The 20373-nt window shown below is 69.6% G+C and carries 22 protein-coding genes and 1 pseudogene; 15 read left to right on the top strand and 8 right to left on the bottom strand.

Features of this window, described 5'->3' with window-relative positions; all coding sequences use genetic code 11:
- The first annotated feature begins 27 nt into the window (after nt 1-27).
- A complete protein-coding gene (locus OG589_RS13485; RefSeq protein WP_405149092.1) occupies nt 28-519 on the top strand; it encodes a hypothetical protein in 492 nt (163 codons plus the stop codon).
- Nucleotides 520-1114: 595 nt separating this feature from the next.
- Nucleotides 1115-1717, top strand: coding sequence for a phosphatase PAP2 family protein (locus OG589_RS13480; RefSeq protein ID WP_405152040.1), 603 nt, complete (start codon nt 1115-1117; stop codon nt 1715-1717).
- On the opposite strand, the gene OG589_RS13475 is transcribed toward OG589_RS13480, so the two are convergent.
- The gene (locus OG589_RS13475) at nt 1714-2367 is read right to left on the bottom strand and encodes a cadmium resistance transporter (protein WP_405149090.1); all 654 of its coding nucleotides are present in this window, start codon (nt 2365-2367) and stop codon (nt 1714-1716) included. The two genes, OG589_RS13480 and OG589_RS13475, sit on opposite strands and share 4 nt — an antisense overlap.
- Nucleotides 2368-2559: 192 nt before the next feature.
- Nucleotides 2560-3609, bottom strand: a complete 1050-nt coding sequence (locus OG589_RS13470) for a PP2C family protein-serine/threonine phosphatase (protein WP_405149089.1) — start codon at nt 3607-3609, stop codon at nt 2560-2562.
- A 660-nt stretch (nt 3610-4269) separates the two neighbouring features.
- Between OG589_RS13470 and OG589_RS13465 the strand changes: the two genes are divergently transcribed.
- Nucleotides 4270-5208 carry a sigma-70 family RNA polymerase sigma factor gene (locus tag OG589_RS13465; RefSeq protein ID WP_405149087.1) on the top strand — a complete coding sequence of 313 codons (939 nt, stop codon included), beginning with the start codon at nt 4270-4272 and terminating at the stop codon, nt 5206-5208.
- Between the two features lie 56 nt (nt 5209-5264).
- A complete protein-coding gene (locus OG589_RS13460) occupies nt 5265-5822 on the top strand; it encodes a dihydrofolate reductase family protein (protein ID WP_405149086.1) in 558 nt (185 codons plus the stop codon).
- A 527-nt stretch (nt 5823-6349) separates the two neighbouring features.
- Here OG589_RS13460 and OG589_RS13455 read toward each other — a convergent pair.
- Complete coding sequence (locus OG589_RS13455; protein WP_405149084.1) at nt 6350-9010, bottom strand: hypothetical protein; 2661 nt, start codon at nt 9008-9010, stop codon at nt 6350-6352.
- A gap of 172 nt (nt 9011-9182) precedes the next feature.
- On the opposite strand from OG589_RS13455, the pseudogene OG589_RS13450 reads away from it, so the two are divergent.
- Nucleotides 9183-9314: pseudogene (locus tag OG589_RS13450) on the top strand (transposase); the annotation flags it as partial.
- 135 nt (nt 9315-9449) lie between these two features.
- Here OG589_RS13450 and OG589_RS13445 read toward each other — a convergent pair.
- Nucleotides 9450-9938 (bottom strand): MarR family winged helix-turn-helix transcriptional regulator, encoded by a 489-nt coding sequence (locus OG589_RS13445; protein ID WP_405149082.1) that lies wholly within the window; start codon nt 9936-9938, stop codon nt 9450-9452.
- A 110-nt stretch (nt 9939-10048) separates the two neighbouring features.
- Here OG589_RS13445 and OG589_RS13440 point away from each other — a divergent pair, with 110 nt between their 5' ends.
- From OG589_RS13440 to OG589_RS13425, 4 genes are all read left to right on the top strand, one after another.
- A complete protein-coding gene (locus OG589_RS13440) occupies nt 10049-10894 on the top strand; it encodes an alpha/beta hydrolase (protein WP_405149081.1) in 846 nt (281 codons plus the stop codon).
- Entirely contained in the window at nt 10891-12264 is a 1374-nt protein-coding gene (locus OG589_RS13435; protein ID WP_405149079.1) for an FAD-binding oxidoreductase, read from the top strand. The genes OG589_RS13440 and OG589_RS13435 overlap by 4 nt, the downstream gene beginning before the upstream one ends.
- A gap of 11 nt (nt 12265-12275) precedes the next feature.
- Nucleotides 12276-12653 carry a DUF4267 domain-containing protein gene (locus OG589_RS13430; RefSeq protein WP_405149078.1) on the top strand — a complete coding sequence of 126 codons (378 nt, stop codon included), beginning with the start codon at nt 12276-12278 and terminating at the stop codon, nt 12651-12653.
- A gap of 158 nt (nt 12654-12811) precedes the next feature.
- A complete protein-coding gene (locus tag OG589_RS13425) occupies nt 12812-12955 on the top strand; it encodes a hypothetical protein (RefSeq protein WP_405149077.1) in 144 nt (47 codons plus the stop codon).
- Between the two features lie 101 nt (nt 12956-13056).
- Here OG589_RS13425 and OG589_RS13420 read toward each other — a convergent pair whose 3' ends face one another.
- Entirely contained in the window at nt 13057-14280 is a 1224-nt protein-coding gene (locus OG589_RS13420; protein WP_405149075.1) for a GNAT family N-acetyltransferase, read from the bottom strand.
- Nucleotides 14281-14290: 10 nt separating this feature from the next.
- A complete protein-coding gene (locus tag OG589_RS13415; RefSeq protein WP_405144372.1) occupies nt 14291-14626 on the bottom strand; it encodes an ArsR/SmtB family transcription factor in 336 nt (111 codons plus the stop codon).
- A 188-nt stretch (nt 14627-14814) separates the two neighbouring features.
- Between OG589_RS13415 and OG589_RS13410 the strand changes: the two genes are divergently transcribed.
- The 6 genes from OG589_RS13410 (at nt 14815) to OG589_RS13385 (ending at nt 19175) form a co-directional block, all read left to right on the top strand.
- Nucleotides 14815-14955 (top strand): hypothetical protein, encoded by a 141-nt coding sequence (locus tag OG589_RS13410; RefSeq protein ID WP_405149074.1) that lies wholly within the window; start codon nt 14815-14817, stop codon nt 14953-14955.
- A gap of 39 nt (nt 14956-14994) precedes the next feature.
- On the top strand, nt 14995-16398 hold the full coding sequence (locus OG589_RS13405) for an FAD-dependent oxidoreductase (protein ID WP_405149072.1): 1404 nt from the start codon (nt 14995-14997) through the stop codon (nt 16396-16398).
- Nucleotides 16399-16429: 31 nt separating this feature from the next.
- A complete protein-coding gene (locus OG589_RS13400; protein WP_405149070.1) occupies nt 16430-16702 on the top strand; it encodes a hypothetical protein in 273 nt (90 codons plus the stop codon).
- A 106-nt stretch (nt 16703-16808) separates the two neighbouring features.
- Complete coding sequence (locus OG589_RS13395; protein WP_405149068.1) at nt 16809-17486, top strand: M28 family peptidase; 678 nt, start codon at nt 16809-16811, stop codon at nt 17484-17486.
- Between the two features lie 259 nt (nt 17487-17745).
- Nucleotides 17746-18090, top strand: a complete 345-nt coding sequence (locus tag OG589_RS13390; protein ID WP_405149067.1) for an ArsR/SmtB family transcription factor — start codon at nt 17746-17748, stop codon at nt 18088-18090.
- A gap of 5 nt (nt 18091-18095) precedes the next feature.
- Complete coding sequence (locus OG589_RS13385) at nt 18096-19175, top strand: ArsO family NAD(P)H-dependent flavin-containing monooxygenase (protein ID WP_405149066.1); 1080 nt, start codon at nt 18096-18098, stop codon at nt 19173-19175.
- A gap of 222 nt (nt 19176-19397) precedes the next feature.
- Here OG589_RS13385 and OG589_RS13380 read toward each other — a convergent pair whose 3' ends face one another.
- Entirely contained in the window at nt 19398-19964 is a 567-nt protein-coding gene (locus OG589_RS13380; RefSeq protein WP_405149064.1) for a hypothetical protein, read from the bottom strand.
- Complete coding sequence (locus OG589_RS13375; RefSeq protein WP_405149063.1) at nt 19891-20367, bottom strand: FAD/NAD(P)-binding oxidoreductase; 477 nt, start codon at nt 20365-20367, stop codon at nt 19891-19893. Before OG589_RS13375 ends, OG589_RS13380 begins: the two co-directional genes overlap by 74 nt.
- Nucleotides 20368-20373 lie beyond the last annotated feature (6 nt).

The following is a 20373-nucleotide window of genomic DNA, read 5'->3' as shown; positions in this document are numbered from 1 at the left end:
CCAAAAGCTTGGTGCTTTGCTCTACTCATGATTATTTTGGCGATCGTTGCCGGTGCGGTTGCCGTGAACGGCATCTGGCCGGACTTTCGCGCGTACCGCGGAGAGGCCTTGCCGGGGGTCTTCGAGCCGCAGTACACGGCATGCCCCAATGGGCGCCATTTGACGGTGTGCCATTGGTACGGCGAGTTCCGTTCCGACGACGGTTCGACCCAGCGTTCCGACGTATGGATAGACGGCATCGATCCACATGATCAGCCTTTGCTTGGCCGGATCCACGCAATCGACGCCGGTGCCGACGAGAAGGTGTACGTGCCCCGGCCCGGCAGCGAGAGCCTACTTTCATGGGGCGCCCTGCTCCTGGTCGCGATTGTGTGCTTAGTCGCAGGGCTCACCCAGATGGTGGATCGCCCGTTCGGTTGGAACTGGCGACGAGAATGGATCGGCGGCCCACTTGAAAATAACCGCCAACCGACCGCCCAACCACGAAAGAAGCGCAGAAGAGCAAGACGCCGGCGCTAGGCCGGCTGCCGAGGAAGTCAGGGGTGCGTGCCAGGTCGACGACCGGTAAGAAGGACGCCGCCTACTGCGTAACGAACTGCGCCACAACGCCGACAGAGCTACGGCTGAACAGGTCGAGGAACGGTTTGGTATTGCTGATAAGGAAGAAGTCCCAGGTTCAAATTTGCACAATCAGTCGTCGTTACAGGTCAGAACCGGAGTGGTAGGTTACGAGCCCGGCTATATCGTTGCGGTATCGCCACGGGTACGCCGCAGACTTCCCCATGGCCTCCCAGGCGACCAACTGATTGATTGAGAGGGCCAGCGCAGGGAGGCGGTGAGGCTGCCGCTCAGGCACAGGTGATGCCGCTGATCCGGGCCATACACTTGAAGTGCCCGTTCACCTTGGCCGCTGCGTCAGTGCCGGACGAGACCGCGGGCGTGGCGTTCCAGCCCGTGGCCTCTCGGCCCGAACCCGCCGTTCGCGTTGCCCCCGCATACGACAAGGATGTCATCCAATCTCATGGAATCCAGGCGAAGATGGCAGCGTCTGCCGGGTGGCGTGGTGGGCACATCGGGGTGGCGGGTGCCGGCGGGGATGGGCTGCTTGGCCCTGGTGGTCGTCGTCGTGAGCACGGTGGATGTGCTGGTGGGTGGCCCGTTGCGGCGGTGGGACCAGCATCTGATGCTGGGTGGCCACGGGCTGGCGGTGACGGGCTGGCCGTATGCGGTGTGGCGGGTGGTCGTGGTGGGCGGCCAGTTCTGGCTCGTCGGTTCCCTGGTGATGATCGCGGCTGCAGTGGCGGCTTGGCGAAGGCGCGATCTGGTGCTGGTGCCGGCCGTCGGCGGATGGCTCGTGGTGACCAACGCGGTGGTCTGGGTGCTGAAGCAGGTGATCGGGAGGACGCCCCCGGGGGCGGGCGTAGATCTGCTGGCCGGTGCCGGGCAGTCTTTTCCTTCTGGTCATGCCGCCCTGGGGGCGTCCTGCCTGCTGGTGATCGCCGCTTTGATGGCAGGCACCGCCGGGCGGTACGTGATCGGTGCGGTGCACGCGCTGGCCGTGGGGGTCGCGACGGCGACCGTGGCGTTGGGCTATCACTGGCCCAGCGACGCGATCGCCGGTTGGGCGGCCGGAGTCGTGCTGGGGCTGCTCGGCCAGTGGGTCGTCAGGCGCAGGGCTGAGCCAGGCCCGCGCCTCGCCTCCTGCGCTGAGGCTTAGAAGATTCTGGCCAGGACGCCGGATTCGGCGACGATGAGTCCGCCGATCAGCATGAACACCACCGGGACGATCCAGTGCCCGTAGCGTTCGACAACGTCGATGATCTTCTTGTGCGAGCTGAGCAAGGACCCGGCCAGGCACCACACGGCCACTGCGACGAAGAACACCGCGATCGTCACCACGGTGGACCCGGTGCCGATGGTGCGGAACACCGGTGTGTAGACCGAGATGTTGTCGGCGCCGTTGGCGATGGTCACACCGGCCACCGACAGCAGGCCGGAGGCAACCGCCACCGAGGCTTGCTCGCCGTCGTTGCGGGCGCGGATCGCCTTGATGAGGCCACGCACGCCGAGGGCGAATGGGACCAGGCCGAGCAGGCCGACCCAGTCGTCGGGAATGATCGTCAAGCCGAGCGCCGCGATCACCGACACGGCCACCAGAACGGCGATCCCGGCGTACTGCCCGGCCCAGATCTGCCACGCCTTGGGAGTGCCACCGGCCCGGAAGGACAGGAATAACACCGTGAGCACGATGATGTCATCCACGTTGGTTCCGGCCCACATCCCGGCGGCCGCCGCGATAGTGCCCATGACTTGGTCCATGGTCGCCGAATCTAACGAGCAGGACGACCACTGCGCGAACCCGAACAAGAGGGGGGCCCGGGCGAAAGCCCGGGCCCCCCTGCTTCCCTAGTCCTGATCACGATCGGCCTGCTCATCCAAGGTGACACCTTGGGCCTTTGACGGCCGGCGCTGAGGTCACCTGGCGGACCAGCGCGGGCTGCCGAATGGGTGAGGCCAGGGGAACCCGCGATTCGTGGGTCGGCGTGAACGGGGGACGCCTCAATCGGGCAGGCGGTGGATGGCGACCATGGCGGCATCGTCGCCCAGGTGCCCGCCGACGTGGGCCAGAAGGTCATCGTGCACGTGGGTGACCAGCGCGTCGGGGTCCTCTCCGGGGCAGGTGGTGACCCGCTCGGCCAGCGGGTAGAACACGCCGGAGGGGCAGCGGGCCCTGGCGATGCCGTCGGTGTAGAGCAGCAGGGTTTCGCCGGCCCTGAAGTCGAAGGTCTCGACGTGGTAGGCCGGTTCGCAAAGCTCGCCCAGACCCAGGGGTGGCGCGGGCTGGGAGACCTGCAGAGCGGTGACATGGTGGTCGCGGATCAGCAAGGGCGGCGGGTGCCCGCAGTTGATCACGTGGACGACCGGCTTGTCGTCAGGGATCTCCAGTACCACCGCCGTGATGAAGCTTTCCCAGGCCTCGGGCGATTCCCAGTCGCGTTCCTCCAGGTCGGCCCGAACGCTTTCGTCCAGGTGGGTCACCACGTCCAGCAGGATCGCACGGCGGCGGGCCGCCTCACGGAAGGCCCCCAGCAGCAGCGCGGCGTCGGAGATCGCGGGCAGGCCCTTGCCACGGACGTCGCCGATGAGGATGCGGGACCCTGAAGGGGCATGGACAGCGGCGTACAGGTCGCCGCCGATGTGGGCCTCTTGTTCGGCAGCCAGGTACATGCAGGCGAGCCTCAGCGGCCCAAGGCCGGCCGGCAGAGGCGGTAGCAGAGCCTGTTGCGTGGCCTTCGAGACCAAACGGACCTGGACCAGTTGCTGCCGGTTTCGGTCCCGGATGAAGGAGAACGACACGAGGAACGCCGAGACCACCACCAGAGCCGCCAACTGCCCCTGGATGACGTCGGTGCCCAGCGCGTGGAAGTGCAGGCCGATCAGCACCTGGTCGATCACGGTGATCGAGCCCACCACGGCGGTCAGCCTGGGGCCGGCGTACGAGGCGGTGATCGCGGGGGCCGCCACCAGCAACGGACTCAGGTGGACCTCGCTCGGAGTCAGGACCTCCGCCATGGTGATCGCCACGATCAAAGCGAGCGGGGTCGCCACCAACGCAGCCCCCGACCGCCACGCCCGGTACCAATCTGCCAGCCCCTGCCGACCTCTCACCCTTCCTGGATACACCTGCAGCCTCCCAGCCGAGGACACCGGTGCACCCACAGGGCCCGACGGACAACTTCGTGCGCGAACCACTGCCACTCTCACGCGGCTCGGTACAACTGCCGCAACGCGCCGCGCCCCCTCCGCCTCCGTACGATCCCTAGCAGTGGCCAGGCTTCAGCGGGTCCTGCAGGCCACCGGGTGTGAGTCACCGTGGTGAAGCTCACCGGTGAACGCTTCGGAGCCGTGAGCCGTGAGCCGTGAGCCGTGAGCCGTGAGCCGGCGCGGGGCCGGTCGGCCCGGAACGGCCAGGGGCTTTAGGCAAGCTCGCCGGTCGACTTGGCCCCCCGGCTGGCCAGCCAGTCGGCCAACTGCTCGGCACCGCTGCGGCGGGCGGCGTCCAGCGGGGTCAGTCGGTCGTAGCCCACCCAGTTGAGGTCGGCGCCGACCCAGGCTCCGCGGCCCGCCGAGTCCTCAATGATCTCAATGTCGCGCCCGGCGGCGGATGAGGTGCGGGGTGCCACGCCGCGGAGGCACAGCCCGGCCACCTCGCCTGGTGGGTGACGCCTCGTGGACCCGTCCGGGTGCCGTATCCACCATGATGGGGACGTGGACTTGGAGCCTTACCGGGGTGAGCTGGTGACGTACTGCTACCGGATGCTGGGCTCATTCCACGAGGCCGAGGACCTGGTACAGGAGACGATGCTGCGCGCCTGGAAGGCCCGCGACCGGTACGACCGCACGCGCGCGTCCGTACGGACCTGGCTGTACCGGATCGCGACCAACGTGTGTCTGACCGCGCTGGAGGGGCGTGCGCGGCGGCCATTGCCGTCAGGACTGGGCACGCCGAGCGATGATCCCGGGGCGCCGCTCACGCCGGCGTTCGACATCCCCTGGCTCCAGCCGTTTCCCGACGCGCGGTTCGACGCAGGGGTGCGGGCCGACATGCGGCTCGCGCTGGTGGCAGCGATACAGGTCCTGCCGCCGCGCCAGCGGGCCGTGCTCGTGCTCCGCGAGGTACTGGAGTTCAGCGCCGCCGAGGTCGCCGCGCAGTTGGAGACCACGGTCACGGCCGTCAACAGCGCTCTGCAGCGGGCCCGCGCCGCCCTCGCGGACGTGGGCGACGTGGGCGAGGTCACCGAGCCGGACGATCCCCAGGTGCGGGCGGTGATCCAACGGTACGTGCGGGCGTTCGAGGCGGCCGACGTCCCCGCGCTCGTGCGTCTCCTCACAGACGAGGCGGTCCTCGAGATGCCGCCGGTGCCGCTGTGGTACCGGGGCAGCCACGACTACGGCCTGTTCATGCGCCGCGTTTTCGAGATACACGGGACGGGCTGGGTCACCAGGCGCCTGACAGCCAACGGCCAGCCCGCGCTCGCCGCGTACGCTCCGGAGCCCGGCGGCGGCCATCGGCTGCACACCCTCCAGGTCTTCACGGTCACCGGCGGCCGGGTCACGCACAACGTTGTGTTCGCCGATCCACGCGTGTTCGAGGCCTTCGACCTGCCCCAACGGATTTCTTTCGACGAGTTTCGCCAGCCGCGATGAGTCGGGCCGATGCCGCCGGTATGTACGGGTGAGTATCGACCGAAGGGACACCCATCGTGAGCGTCATCGTCATTGAGTTCATCACCCTGGACGGGATCGTGTCCGACCCGGATGGGTCCACGGCCACGCCGACCGGCGGCTGGGCGTTTCGTCATGGCCCCGAGACGGTCGCTGGGGACAAGTTCCGGCTCGGGAGCACGCTGGACGACGGGGTCATGCTGCTGGGGCGTACGACCTGGCAGTTGTTCTCACGGCTGTGGCCGGGACGTGATGACCCGTTCTCCGCGCGGATGAACGCTGTGCCCAAGCTGGTCGCCTCCCGGACGCTGACCGACGCATCGGCGTGGATGAACTCGCAGGTCATCGACGGCGATCTGGTCGACGCCGTCAAAAGGGAGCGGCGCGATGTGATCATCACCGGCAGCCTGAGCGTTGTGCACGCGCTGATGGCCGCGGACCTGATCGATGAGTACCGGCTCCTGAGCTTCCCCACGATCCTCGGCACCGGCGAGCGGCTCTTTCCCGCCGGAGGCCCGCCCACATACCTGGAATGCCTGTCGGCCGAGCAGGCCGGCGCCGCCGTCCTGACGCAGTACGGGAGAGCGACACGATGACGGTTCGCTTCCTTGCCCTGTACGAGAGGCCGGCCGACCCCGAGGCGTTTGATCGGCACTACCGCGCTGCAAGGTCACCGCGCTGCACGGCAGTGACGTCACCCTCGCCGCGGCGGCCGATGACTTCCTCTCGACCCACCGGATGGCCAACGCCAACACCCACCGCGCCTACGCCTCGGCGATCGACCGGACCATCGCCCGGCCCGGCGGCCGCTGACCCCACCAGTACCTAGGCCGTACTGCCGTTGCCCGGCATCCGTGCGGTCTGCCTGACGCTGCGGCTATGGACCTGTCAGGACAGGCGGCGGCTGTCTCAGCAGGGCGCGCAGTTGCTCTTCTGCCGTGCCACCAGCATGTGAACTGGAAGTCCTGGTCGATCGAGACGGCATCGTACGCGGGGCCACAGCGTCGTACGGGAGAGCCGGCAACCGCAGGGTCGGGACGGGGTGTAACCGCGTCGCCGCGTTGTCGGGAAACGATCGCGGCCGTCTCGGCCGGGGATCTCTGGGCCCACGCCGGGTCGCAGGTCAAGACTCGTGAACGCCCCGATCATCCAGAGCCGTTCCTGAGGTGGCTGGGCTGGAGTTGACGGTGTCGCGTTCGCCGATCAGTCGCACGACGGCGGTGACAGCCGCGAAAAGCACCAGCAGCGCGACGATCGCGGGCCATGGCAGCTCCAGCACGACGTCCGGCGTGGCGGTCCCGCCCTGCCAGGCGCGTACGGCCCAAGGCACGGTGGCGTAGCAGAGCCCCAGCCCGAGCCCCAGCCCCAGCACCATGCCGCCGGCGGTGCGCCACAAGACCCGCCGACGGCCCGTGGCGGCGGAGGCGAGCAGGAGGCCGAGGGCCGTCACCAGTGCCAGGCCGAGCGCTTCGGGCAGCAGGCCAGGCGGCGGAGCCTCCAAGCCGAGCGGGTCGATCAGCGTGACATCCCAGCCAGATGCGGCCACCGCTGCGCGGACCCGGTTCCCGTCGGCGGCGAGCCACCAGTCGGTGGCGGGAAGCGGCGGGCGTGCCGCGGCCAGGTTCCACGCCTGCAAGGACGGCAGGTCCACGAGGGCGCCGGCCTCGTCGAGGGGGATGCCGGGCATGCGCTCGATGATCCCGACGAGTTCGACCTGGACCCGCTGACGGCCCAGCCCGAGGGAGCCGGTCCGGCCCGTGGTGAGCTTCGCGGATGCGGCCAGCTCGGCCGTGAGGACGATGGGCAGCGGCCGGTCAGGGGCGGTGCCCACCGGTACGGGCCGCACGACGGTCGCAGCGGCCTTCACCTTGAGCGAGAACAGCCCCACGCCACTCTCGGCATGTTCCGACCAGCGCTGATCCACCGGCAGGGTCACCTCTCGGCCGTCGGCGCGCAGCGCGGTCACGGTCAGTGCATGGGGGGAGTCGTCGATCGAGCCCCCCAGGAAACCGCGGATGGAAAGCGGGTAGGCGATCTTCCCGTCCCGGCCCGCCAGGCCGGCGAGGTCCACATCCACCTTCGTGACGCCCGGGCGCAGCGGTGCGACCGGCATGTCGTGCCAGACGCCGAGGGCGTCGGAGATCACCACACGCAGCTGCGGAGGGTCCGCGGGGGCCTCCACCTCGACGGTGAGCGTACGCGGGGCGCCGGGAAGCGGCATGGCACCGATCTTCGGCCGACCGGCGGCCATCGCGGCCGCCATCTGCGTAACCGTCCGGTCCGACAGGTCGGGTCGCAGGTGGAACACCTCGGGGAGGCGGGTGGCGTCGATGCCGAGCAGGGTGCTGTAGCGGAGGTCGACCTCGGTCCGATCGCGGTGGCCGGGTACGGCCGCGGTGACGCCCGGAAGAGCGGCGAAGGCGGTGCCGCGGCCGAGGACGTCCGGCGTGCCTCCTGCCGGAGGGCCGGTCAGCCGTAGGTCGGCGCCGGCCTGATGGCCGGCCTGATCCGCCCGCGACGTACGCCAGGTAGTGGCGCCGCAGAGCGCGGTCACGGCCACTGCGGCGGCGATCGCCACGGAGAGCACCCGGATGCCCGGCCTCGGTACCTCGACGAGTAGCAATACGGCCGCGAGCAGCGCCATAGAGATCGCCGCCAAGAGCGCCCCCGCGTCGAAGGCGGCGGGCGGCCTCAGTCCCGAGGTCGGCCACCACGGAACCGCGTCTGCCAGGGAGAGCAGTAGGCGGGCCGCGAAAGGTGCCGCGATCGCACAGCCTGCGACCACCGCCACCGTGCCCGGCGACCAGCCCGTCCCCTTGGGCCGAGGCAGGAGCAGCAGCGTGAGAGCCAGGACCGCCGCCAGGCCCAGGACCGTCCAGCGGGCCGCCGACGAAGCGGCCTCCAGCCGCGCCAGCGTGGCGGGCAGGGCGCTGAGAGGCGTGCATTGCGGGCACCCGTTCGCCTTGAATCGCTCCCGCAGGTCACCCAGCCGGGCGACCGCCTCGCGCATCTGCCCGACCGACATGCCGCGCAGGTCCGGCGTGACGGTCCAGGTGGCGTTGACCGTCGTCGCGAAGCGGTCGAGGAAGGTGGCCTGATCCACCATGAGTGGGCCGTAGGTCGTGTAGCCGTCCCGCTCGACGCCCCGACCGAACATCAGGTCGCCGGCCCAGCGCGGGCCGAGCGGGTCGTTCGGCGCGAAAACTCCGGTGATCTTGACCTGTACCGGTTTGGCGTCGATGCGGCCGATCGTGGTGAACACCTTCCCGACCTCAAGATTGCTGAACGAGGCGGCGGCCTCTGAGATCGCTGCCTCGACCGGCTCGGTACGCGACCGCGGCCACGAACCCGAGATCAGCCTGGCATGCCGTTGAAACCCGTCGAAACTGTCGAACCTGAGCCGCTCCGGCCGCCGGAACCGTACCTTCTCCTGGCCCGGCATCGCGTAGCCGTCAGAGCGGAGAAAGGTGGTCACTTCGATGGGCACGCCGCCGAACGCCACGGCCGTCTGCTCCCGCACGACCCGGTCATGCGTGGCGAAGTTTCCTGCGTTGATCACCCCGGCGACCGTGACGCCGACGGCCTGCGGCGGAGCGGTCTCCACGGCATGGCGCACTCCCGCATCGCCCAGGGAGAAGGCGCATATCCCTAGCCCGGCGAACAATGTGGTGACGAGCAGGAATAATGGGACCAGTTTCAACGTGGCCGGCTTGCCCCCGCCTTCCTGAATTCCCATGACGAGCCTTTTAGTTGTCGATGTCCCCGTGATCACCTCGGCAATCATGCTGAGGGCTTCGAGCCGGAGTCAAGCGATTGAGAGGGCGTTGCGTGGGTTGATGTCCGTAATGTCGTAGTGTGATCGGATGGATTCCTAGCGTTACCCCCTGTCGATGCGGTCTGGCCGGGCTGTGATGGCCGGGTGAGTGAGCGCAAGCCCTACCCGAGCGACTTATCCGATGAACAGTTGGGCGTTGATCAAGCCGGTCATCACGGCATGGAAGGCCGCGCACCGCTCCGTCAGCGGCCATCAGGGCAAATACGAGATGCGCGAGATCATTAACGCCATCCTCTACCAGGGCCGGACCGGTTGCCAGTGGACCTCCCGCATGACCTGCCACCCGGCAGCGCGACCTTCTATGTCTGGGGGTTGTGTCCATGCCGGGGTCGTGGCGGCACGCCGCCCCGGCGATCCGCCCGTACACCCCGGCGCCGTTCCGGCACGCCTACTGCGGGGGGGACGCGGTCGCAGTGCTATCCGCTTCGAGGGCGATGACCTGTTCCAGAGCGCGCCGCAGCATGGTGACCTGGTCCCTGCCGAGAAGCCGAGACCATCGCTGCTCGACGTCCGCGAGGATCCGGGCGGCTGCGGCCTGGGCCATCCTGCCTTGGTCGGTGAGCCGGATGATCTTCGCGCGGCGGTCGGCCTCGTCGACGACCCGCTCGAGGTAGCCGTGTTCCTCTAGTTCGCCGACAAGTTCGCCGATCGACTGCTTGGTGAGTCCGGAGCGTTCGGCGAGCGTGGTCAGCCGCGAGCCTTCGGCGTCGATGTATCGGAAGACCGAGCCGTGGACGTACCGGATCCCCTCGAACCCTTCGTCGGCCAGCTGCTGGTGAAGTCCCTCGAGCGCGATGTCCCTGACCTGTGTGAGCAGGGTGGGGAGTGGCAGTTTCGGCTCGTGTTGCCGCTCCCGCGTTCCTGAACGGGTCGTCATCGTCGTGCGGTCCTTCTTCCAGGCGAGTTCGTCAGGCTGCTTGACAGTATCAGCCGAGATGGTAAGGTCACCTGACTGTCAGGGAGCTTGACTAATTCCTGGAGGATGAAATGCCCAACATTGCCGAACGGCGCGAGCAGTTCGCGGCGATGTTCACCCGGCCCTTGCCTGCGGATGTCGGCTCGTCGGCGACGACACTCGGCGGGCGGCCGGCACTGGAGCTGCGGACCACGACGCCCGGCACGGCGGGCGAGGACGTGCTGCTGTATCTGCACGGCGGTGGGTTCGTGGTCGGGTCGGCGCGTGTCACCGCCCACGTCTGCGCCGCGCTGCTGCGGCACCTGGACGGCCGGGCGGTCTCGCTCGACTACCGGCTGGCGCCCGAGCATGCGTTCCCGGCCGCGCCCGATGACTGCCTGGCGGCCTACCGCGAGCTGCTGGACTCCGGTGTCGATCCGCAGCGGTTGGTGGTCGCGGGCGACTCGGCCGGTGCCGCTCTGGCTGTCGTCACAATGATGCGCGCCCGGGACGCGGGCCTGCCGATGCCGGCGGCGGCGGTTCTGTTCTCGCCGGCGGTCGATCTGACCCTCAGCGGCGCGAGCATGCGGTCCAAGGACGGGGTGGACCCGATCTTCGCTCCGGCCGATCTCGAGTGGCTCTTCGATCGGTACCTCGCCGGCGGTGACGGTGCGGCGCCTGAGGCGAGCCCGGTCTTCGCCGATCTCACCGGGCTGCCGCCCCTGCTGATCCAGGTCGGCTCGAGCGAGCTCCTGCTGGACGACGCCGTACGGCTGGCCGGACGTGCCGGGGCCGACGAGGTCGCGGTGACGTTGGAGGTGGTTCCGCGTCAACCGCACGTGTTCCAGCTGGACGACGCATCGGCCGAGGCGGCAGCGGCGCTGGAGCGTGCCGGCCGGTTTCTGGCCACCCGGCTCGGCGAGAAGGAGGAATCATGAACCGGCTGGCCGATCAGGTGATGGGGCCGGTACTCGCGCCCCGCGACGAGGGGTACGACGAGGAACGCGCCGGTTGGCAGACCGCCCGTCGGCATCGTCCCGACCTGGTGGTGGGCGCCGCCAGACCCGCCGACGTGCAGGCGGCGGTGACGCACGCGAGCGGCCGCGGGCTCCCGGTGGCGGTGCAGGGCACCGGGCATGCCTCGGCCGCCGTCGCCGCCGAGGGCGGAGTGCTGATCACCACCGCGCGGATGAGCGCCGTCCGGGTGGACGCCGATGCCGGCACCGCGTGGGTGGCCGCGGGAACACGCTGGGATCAGGTGATCCACAGGGCGGCACAGGCCGGGCTGGCACCCCTGTCCGGCTCGGCCCCGCACGTGGGCGCGGTCTCCTACACCCTCGGCGGCGGCCTGGCCCTGCTGTCCCGGAGCTTCGGTTACGCCGCCGACCACGTGCGCAGCCTCGACGTCGTCACGGCGGACGGCCGCCTGCGGCACGTCACCCGCGACTGCGAGCCGGACCTGTTCTGGGCTCTGCGCGGCGGCCGGGACAACTTCGGCGTGGTGACCGGAATGGAGATCGATCTGATGCCGGTCACCACGCTGTATGGCGGAGCACTGGTCTTTCCCGTTGAGAAGGCCGCCGATGTGTTCGGCACCTACCTGCAATGGGCCGCCACAGTGCCGGAGGCGATGAACTCCTCGGTCGCGCTGATCTCCCTGCCGGACGTTCCAGCGATCCCGGAGCCGTTGCGCGGCCGTCACACCGTCCATATCCGCATCGCCTGCGCGGCCGGCGATCCCGGAGCCGGCGAGAGCCTGGTGGCACCGCTGCGGGCCATCGGCCCGATGAGCGACACCCTCGGTGAGCTGGCCTACGCCGAAGCCGGGTCGATCTACAACGACCCCGTCGCACCGGGCGCGGTCGAGTCGGGCACGGCCATGCTCGGCGAACTCGACGCCACTGCCGTGCAAGCCATCCTCGACCTGGCAGGCCCCCATGCGCCGGTGCCGCACATCGTCGAACTGCGCCACCTCGGCGGCAGGCTCGCCCACCCGCCCGCCGTGGACAATGCCGTCGGCAACCGCGATGCGCGATACCTGTTCAACGTGGTGTCCCGGCTGGAACGCGCCGACATCACCCAGATCCGGCCGGCGCACGCGCGCATGTTCGAGGCGATCGCGCCATGGAGCACCGGCGGCCAGTTCCTCAACTTCATGAACGGCGAGAACGCCGCCACGCAGGTGCGCTCCGCCTACAACGCCACGGACTACCGGCGGCTGACCGGCCTCAAAGCCGTCTACGACCCGGAGAACATCTTCCGTCTCAACCACAACATCCCGCCCGGCCGAGGGCCAATCCGGGATTGAGGGGACAACTCATGCTCAGCAACATCGCCACTGTGCTCGCCGGACTGATCGGCGCGGGCATCATCTTCATGGGCGCCAGCGCCTTCTGGGCACCGCAGGCCGCGGTCGGCTTCGGGATCCCCGACACGCCGACCGAGGACCCCAGCTTCCACGCCTGGCTATCGGTCAAGGGCGTGCGCGACATCGCCGCAGGGCTGTTCATCTTCATCCTGCTGGTCGGCGGGACAACCCACCTGCTGGGCTGGTTCTTGCTGGCCGCCAGCGTTATACCCGTCGGCGACGCGGTGATCGTGCTGCGCAGCAACGGGCCCAAGGCGGCCGTCTACGGCATCCACGGCGCTACTGCAGTGGTGATGCTGGCGATCAGCGCGCTCCTGCTCATCGCGTAACCACTCGTCAAGCCGCCTTGGCCGGGGTTTCCGGTCCGCAGACGGATCGGTGAGGTCCAGGCGCCGCGGGCAGCCACCGCTGCCCGCGGCGCCGACCGCGTTTCTCCGCAGCCTTGCCGCGGGGCGCGACACAGACTGCGACGCTTCGCGACGGTGGGGTGCTGACCTCTCGCCGCGAGTGGAAGGCCGTGTACTACCGGGCCGATCCGGATCGGATCGGCCGCGCGCTGGCCGATCTGCAGATCAGCCTGCGCGCGTGCTGCCCACCGGACGACTGCACGCCGGCAACCGGGTGCGGCTGAGCCTCAGCCGGTAGGCGTGGGCATGAACACGGTCGTGCCGCAAAGGTCGGTACGGTTCGGTCACCATTCGGGCGCTCCCCACCCAGCTTTGCCCGCTGACTTCACACTCGTGCGCTTCGCCGTTCCATGAACAGCACGTCGCGCCATCTGCCGTGGTGCTGGCCGATGTGCTGCCGGGTGCCGACGACCCGGAAGCCGCAGGCCTGGTGCAGGAGCAGGCTGGGGCCGTTCTCGGGGAAGATGCCGGTCTGGATGGTCCAGATCCCGGCTGCCTCGCTGGCGCTTACCAGGGTGTTGAGCAGGTCGCGGCCGATGCCGCGCCCCTGGCAGGCGGGGTCGACGTAGACGCTGTGCTCGACCACTCCGGCGTAGACGGGCCTGCTGGATACCGGTGAGGCGGCGACCCAGCCCACGACGCGGCCGGTGTCGAAGTCCACGGCGACGTAGCGGAGCCGCTGCAGCTTGCCGTGGTCGAAGTTCTCCCAGGTGGGGGCGGTGGTCTCGAAGCTGGCGTTCCCGGTGTCGAGCCCGGCCTGGTAGATGGCCAGCACCTGGGTGGCGTCCGTCGCCCGCATCGGGCGGATGGTGATGCCGGGCGAGGAGGCCGGTTTGGTGGCCTGGACGATGGCCGAGTGCACACCGCCCCCGTGGTCGGCGGCCAGGGTGAGAGCGCCGCCGAGGAACCCGCAGTCCAGCAGCAGATCGCGGTACTCGCCGACGGCCAGGACGCCGGCCGTACACCCCACGCGTTGCGCGGCGGCGGTGCGCTGCGCGGGATCGGCGTCGTCTTCAGCGACCACGTCGCTGATCCCCAGACGCCCGCCGGGCTTCAGAACCCGGAACGCCTCGGCGAACACCGCGGGTTTGTCGCTGGACAGGTTGACCACGCAGTTGGAGACGATCACGTCGGCGGACGCGTCCGGTAGCGGGAGTTCCTCGATGGTTCCGTGGAGGAACTCGACGTTGGTCGCACCGGCTCGCGCGGCGTTGGCCTGGGCGAGCCGCAGCATGTCGGGGCTGGCGTCGACACCGTAGGCCTTGCCGTAGGGGCCGACCCTGCGTGCTGAAAGCAGCACGTCGAGGCCTCCGCCCGAGCCGAGGTCGACGACCGTCTCACCGGCGCGCAACTCGGCGACCGCGATCGGGTTGCCGCATCCCAGGCTGGCCCGCAACGCCTCCTCGGGTAGTTCGCTGGCGTGGTCGTAGCCGGCGCTGCCGAAGTTTCCCTGGGCGAAGGCGTCCGCTTGGCAGTCGATGATCGTCTGACCGGACAGCGCGGCCCTTGCCAGGCTGGAGTATCTCTGGACGATCGCTTCGTGGGCCATGGTGGGCTCCTCAGTCGCAGGTGGGTGCCACCGGAACGGGGTTGCCCATGACCACGTCGGCGGCGCTGGGGAAGCAGCTGACGCAGGCCTGGTTGATCCGGTACAGGCTGGAGGTGCCGCGATGCTCCACCAGCACGAACCGGACCTCGGACAAGATCTTCAGGTGGTGGGACACGGTCGACTGGCCGATCTGGACGGCCGAGACGATCTGCCCGACGGTCATCGGTTCGCGGTGCCTGGCAAGCAGCGACACGATCTGAATGCGAGTGGCGTCGGCCAGGGCCTTGAACCAGCTCGCGTACTCCTCGGCTGAGTCCCGTTCGAGCGGGACGGCATCACGCTTCATTGACAATCGACGATAGTCGATGAACCATGAGTTGGGAAGCTTCCGTCTGCGGGCGTCCCTGAGACCTGGACGCCGAAGCAGGCAGGCCTGTGGTGGCTGATTAGACAGTGACCTAACTTGACACTCATCTAATCAATGGGCCAAGCTACAGCCACTTGCTTAGACAGACTTCGAACCTGAGGTGTGAGATGCGCGCACTGTTCCGCCGTGTTCGCCCGATGCTTCCCGTCGTCACGTTCGACGAGGCCCGCTCGCAGGTGTGCGACGCGGCTTGCCGCAGGCACGGCCTGGTGGACCGCGCCCGCACCGACAGCCTGATGTCCCGCTAGCCCTTGACGATCGACACATGACTTCCAGGAGAGGCAATCATGAGTGATGGATGCTGTGGCCCGGCCGCCCTTGAGATCGAACCCTTCACCGCACAGCAGGACCCCAGTGCGCTGCCCATAGTGGTGATCGGTGCCGGTCCGGTGGGGCTGGCCGCGGCCGCGCACTTGGCCGAGCGCGGCCTGGACTTCCTCATCTTGGAGGCGGGCGAGCGGGCCGGCGCGTCGGTCGGGCAATGGGGGCACGTGCGGGTGTTCAGCCCGTGGAAGTACAACATCGACGCCGCCGCCGGCCGCCTGCTGGAGGCGGCCGGCTGGGTCGCGCCGGATGCCGACTGGCTGCCCACCGGCGCAGAGCTCATCGAGGACTATCTGGCTCCGCTGGCCACGCTGATGGGGACGCGGTTGCGCACCGGCGCGAAGGTCAGCGCGGTCAGCCGGCTCGGCTACGATCGGGTCCGCACAGCAGGCCGTGAGCAGGCGCCGTTCCTGATCCGGCTCGCGGACGGCAGCGAGCTGCACGCTCGCGCGGTGATCGACGCCTCCGGCACCTACACCAGCGCCAACGTACTCGGCGCCAGCGGCCTGCCCGCGCACGGGGAACAGAGCGTGGCAGAGCTGATCGACCACGCCCTGCCTGACGTGCTCGGCGCCGATCGGGAACGCTACGAGGGCCGCCGGGTGCTGGTGGTGGGCGCGGGCCACTCGGCCGCCACCACTTTGCTGGCGCTGGCCCAGCTGGAGAACACCCCGATCACCTGGGCGATCCGTGCGGGCAACGCGAGCCGTACCTACGGCGGCGGCGATGCCGACGCGCTGCCGGCCCGCGGTGCTCTCGGTACCCGCCTGCACGACCTGGTCACCTCCGGCCGCATCCAGCTGGTGACCGGGTTCTTCACCCACGCTGTCGAGCGGGATGGCGACCAGGTGCGCGTGATCAGCCGCGATCCCTCCGGCGCCGAGCACAGGGTGCTGGCGGAGAGGATCGTCGCCGCGACGGGCTACCGGCCCGACCACTCCATCGCCGCCGAGCTGCGCCTGGACCTTGATGCGATTCTCGGCTCCACCCCGGCGCTGGCCCCGCTGATCGACCCCAACGCGCATTCGTGCGGCACCGTCCCCGCGCACGGCGTCGACGAGCTGGCCCACCCTGAGCCCGGCTACTACGCGATCGGCGTCAAGAGCTACGGTCGTGCGCCGACCTTCCTGATGGCCACCGGATATGAGCAGGCCCGGTCGGTGGTGGCGGCGCTGGCCGGTGACTGGCAGGCGGCCCGCGAGGTGCACCTGGAGCTGCCGGAGACCGGCGTGTGTTCCTCGAACCTGGCCGAGGCGCAGGAGCAGGGGGTCGGCCTGGCCACCGGTATCAGCGGCGGCCTGCTGTCCACGCCGCTGCCGCTGGCAGGTGTCTCCGCCTCCGATGGCGAGGGGAGCTGCTGCGGCTGACCGCCGGGACAACGCATCGAGAGAGGCCGACATGTCTGAGGGACACCCCACCGCGGCGCAGCGGGAGGCCCTGCGCCTGATCTGCGCCCACGAGCCGATGCCCGCCGGCCGTTTGGCCGCCGAACTTCTCGCCGCCCGGCGGCCCAGCACCAACCCCGGCTACGGGTCGGCCGTTGCCCGCCAGGCCGACATGCTGGCCTGGCGGCTACAGGCTCAAGGGTTCATCGCCGAGGCCGCCGATGGGGTGTGGCGGACGACGGCGGGCGGCCGCGAGCTGATCGCCTGCCCGGGGGCAGCCGGGTGAGCGTGACCGCCCAGAGTGGACTCCCCGCCGCTCCCACCGACGGGAGCGGCGGCCGGCGGCGTTTCAGCCAGGGCTGGCGTATGCCCTCACCGCAGGGGAGGTGAGCGTGACCGCGTCGAGGCCGCTGCGGACGGTCACCGCCGGCGGGGTCAATGTCCACGCTCACCTGCCGATCGGGCTGGAACAGGGACTGGCGGGCAGCCCGCGGGTGCTGCTGACCGCGCACTTCGACGGGGTGGGCGATGACCCGGGCCGCCGATTGCCCGCCGCCGCCGCCGACAACGCCTCCGGAGTCGCCGCCGTGCTTGAGGCCGCTCGCGTCCTGCGCAGCGCCCTGGCCGCACCAGTGAACCTGGCGGTGTCCTTCCTGGACGCCGAGGAAGCCGGCGCACGGGGATCGGCCCACCATGCCCCCACCGTGCCGCCAGGTACGCAGGTGATCAACCTGGATGGGGCGGCGCAGCTGCACCAGGCCGCCTCCGTCGAGGCCCGCGGCCCGGCCCATGCCCTGCTTGCCGCGTTGGATCAAGCCGGGCGGCTGACCGGGGTGCCGCTGCGCGCCGGTGCGATGGCCCCCGACAACCGCCGCTACGCCGCCGCCGGGCCGGCCGCGATCGGCGTCGGCATGGGCATGCCGGGCTACCAGACCCGCGCCGAAACCGCCGACCGCGTCGAGCCGGGCACCCTGGTCGCCGCGGCCCACCTGCTCACCGCCACCGTCTGGCTGCTGGCCAGCGCCCCGGCCGAGCGCTCCTCAGCAGCGCGATCCGCTCGGCCGTCCTAAGTTGACAGACCTACCCCCGCTGGAACCACCCGGCCGAGTTCGGCGATGAGCGTGTCGGCCCGGTCGCCGATCTCATGGAGTTCGCCTTCGGAGTGCAGAGCACCACCCGTGCTGCACCTCCCGTCGAGGTACGGCCGGGTCGGGGCGGGGTGCGGCTCAGGATGGTGGGCTTCGCGGGCGACTAGGTGCTCGTCGGGTTGGCTTCACTTCCCCGCCATCGCGTATCATTTCGATATATGTCGAATCAGGGAGTGGTGTCATGACCGCCGGTGCTGAGTGCTGCGCGCCGATCACCCGCGAACCGCTGTCGGGGCCAGACGCGGCCGATCTGGCGGTGCTGCTCAAGGCGGTCGCCGACCCGGTCCGGCTGCGCCTGCTGTCGCTGATCGGCTCGCATGCGGGCGGAGAGGCCTGCGTGTGTGATCTGACCGACGCTTTCGACCTGACCGCTCCCACGATTTCCCACCATCTGAAGGTGCTGCGTACGGCGGGGCTGATCGACTGCCAGCGCCGTGGCACATGGGTCTACTACTGGATCGTCCCGGCCACCGTTGCCAGGCTGGGTGCGCTGTTCACCCCGCTGGCCGAGCCGGCAGCTCTTTGACACCGGTGACGCCGAGACAGGCCGACGTGCTGGTCATCGGCGCAGGGCAGGCAGGCCTGGCGGCCGGCTACTACCTGCGCCGAGCCAAGGCGGACTTCGTCATTCTCGACGCCCAGGACCGCCCCGGCGGTGCCTGGCGGCACGCGTGGCCGTCGCTGCGCCTGTTCTCCCCGGCCCAGTACAGCTCGCTGCCCGGCCGCATGATGCCACGCCCTGCCGGTGGCGGTTACCCCAGCGCAGCCGACACCGTCGGCTACCTCACCGACTACGCGCAGCGCTACGCCTTACCGGTGATCCGGCCGGCGAAGGTGCACGCCGTACGGCGCAGCGGCGCGCGGCTCCAGGTGGAGACCGACGCGGGCGTGTGGCGCCCTCGGGTGGTGATCAGTGCGACTGGCACGTGGTGGCGTCCCTATGTGCCGTACTATCCCGGCATCGGTCACTTCAACGGACGCCAACTCCACACCGCCGGCTATGACGGTCCCGGGTCCTTCCGTGGTCGCAAGGTGGTCGTCGTCGGCGGCGGCAACTCTGCCGCCCAGATCCTCGCCGAACTGTCCACCGTCGCTGAGACGACCTGGGTGACGCGGCGTCCACCGCGCTTGCTACCCGACGAGGTGGACGGCAAGGCACTGTTCGACTTGGCCACCCGCCGCCACCGAGCGGTCCTGGCTGGCGAGCCGGCCCCCGGCATCGGCGACCTGGGTGACATCGTCGCGGTGCCCGCGGTCCGCGAGGCCCGCGATCGCGATGCGCTCAAGGCCGAGCCCATGTTCAGCCGGATCACCCCCGAAGGCGTCACCTGGAGCGATGGCACCGCTCTCCGGTGCGACGTCATCGTGTGGTGCACCGGTTTCCGGCCCGCCCTTGGCCACCTGGCCCCGCTGCGGCTACGCGGCACTGACGGCATCATCCCCACCCGCGGCACCCGCGCCACCGCCGAGCCGCGCCTTCACCTGCTCGGCTACGGTGACTGGACCGGACCGGCCTCAGCCACCCTGATCGGCGCCGCTCGTACTGCCCGCGACGCTGTCACCGAGGTCATGGCACAGCTCTACACCGACCGCGCCCAAACCGTGCCCTAGTGCCAGCCGGCTTGTCGGTGCGCTGCAGAGGGCGCAGCACGCCGCAGTGGTCGCCCTGGCTCTGAGTGACTTATGCGGCTCGGCATTCGGCATGCCTGCCACCGTCGAAATGCTTGGCGACCTGGGGCCAGCGCCGTCGACGCCTGGCGCGGATAGGCCTGGGGGTTACCTGTGGACGTTGACCACGCCCGGCGCTCGTGGGGCTGGCCGGCCTCCGATCTGTCATGAGCCGGTCGCATCTGCCTTGCGTTGGGCGGTGTGCCACCGCCGTGCTGCTTGTTGCAGGGCGTCCCAGGGGCTGCCGAGCGGGGGTGTGTAGGCCAGGTCCAGGTCGGTGACGTCGTTGACGGTGATGCCGTGGTGGATGCCCGTGGCCAGGATGTCGACGCGTTTGGCGATCTCGGCCCCGAGGTGTCCGAGTAGTTGCGCTCCGAGCAGGCGCCCGGTGTGCCGGTCGCCTGTCAGGCGCATGCGAATGTGACTCGCGCCGGGATAGTAGGCCTTGTGGTCGTCAGCGACCGTCTCCACGGTCAGCGGGGTGAATCCCTCCTGGGCCGCTTCCCGTTCCTTCAGCCCGGTCGCGGCCGCGATCATGTCGAAGACCTTGACCACCTGAGTCCCGACCACACCCGCGAACAGCCGCTCACCCCCGACAGCGTTCTCACCCGCGACACGTCCCTGCTTGTGTGCCGTGGTTCCCAGGGGAAGGTAGCTGTTACGGCCGAGTAACCGGTGGTAGGTCTCCACGCAGTCCCCGGCAGCGTAGACGTCGGGCAGATCGGTCCGCATCCGACGCGATCGCGCCTGCTGCCCCGATCTGGGCTCCGGCCATGGTGGCGAGTTCCACAGCAGGAGCCACGCCGGTCACCACCAAGACGGCGTCGGCTCTGCGTGTCTGCCCGTCGGTGCTGGTCACCATCAGTTTGCCGTTCTCGCGCACCACCGAGGTGACCGTGACCCCGCAACGCAGTTCGACTCCGTGCCGTTGGAGTTCGGCGGCCAGGTGGGCGGCCATCTGCGCGTCGATCGAACGCGCCATCACCTGCTCGTACCGCTCCAGTACGCACACGTCCAGGTCTCTGGTCGACAGAGCCTCGGCCATCTCCAACCCGATGTAACCCGTTCCTACGATGATGACCGACTGGGTGCCGGGGTGATCCAGCTGCTCGGTCAGGCCGAAAGTGTCATCCATGCTGTG

Source organism: Sphaerisporangium sp. NBC_01403, from assembly GCF_045040145.1.
Classification (GTDB): domain Bacteria; phylum Actinomycetota; class Actinomycetes; order Streptosporangiales; family Streptosporangiaceae; genus Sphaerisporangium; species Sphaerisporangium viridialbum.
Note: the sequence above shows the minus strand (reverse complement) of the source record. Positions and strands in the feature narration are given on the sequence as shown.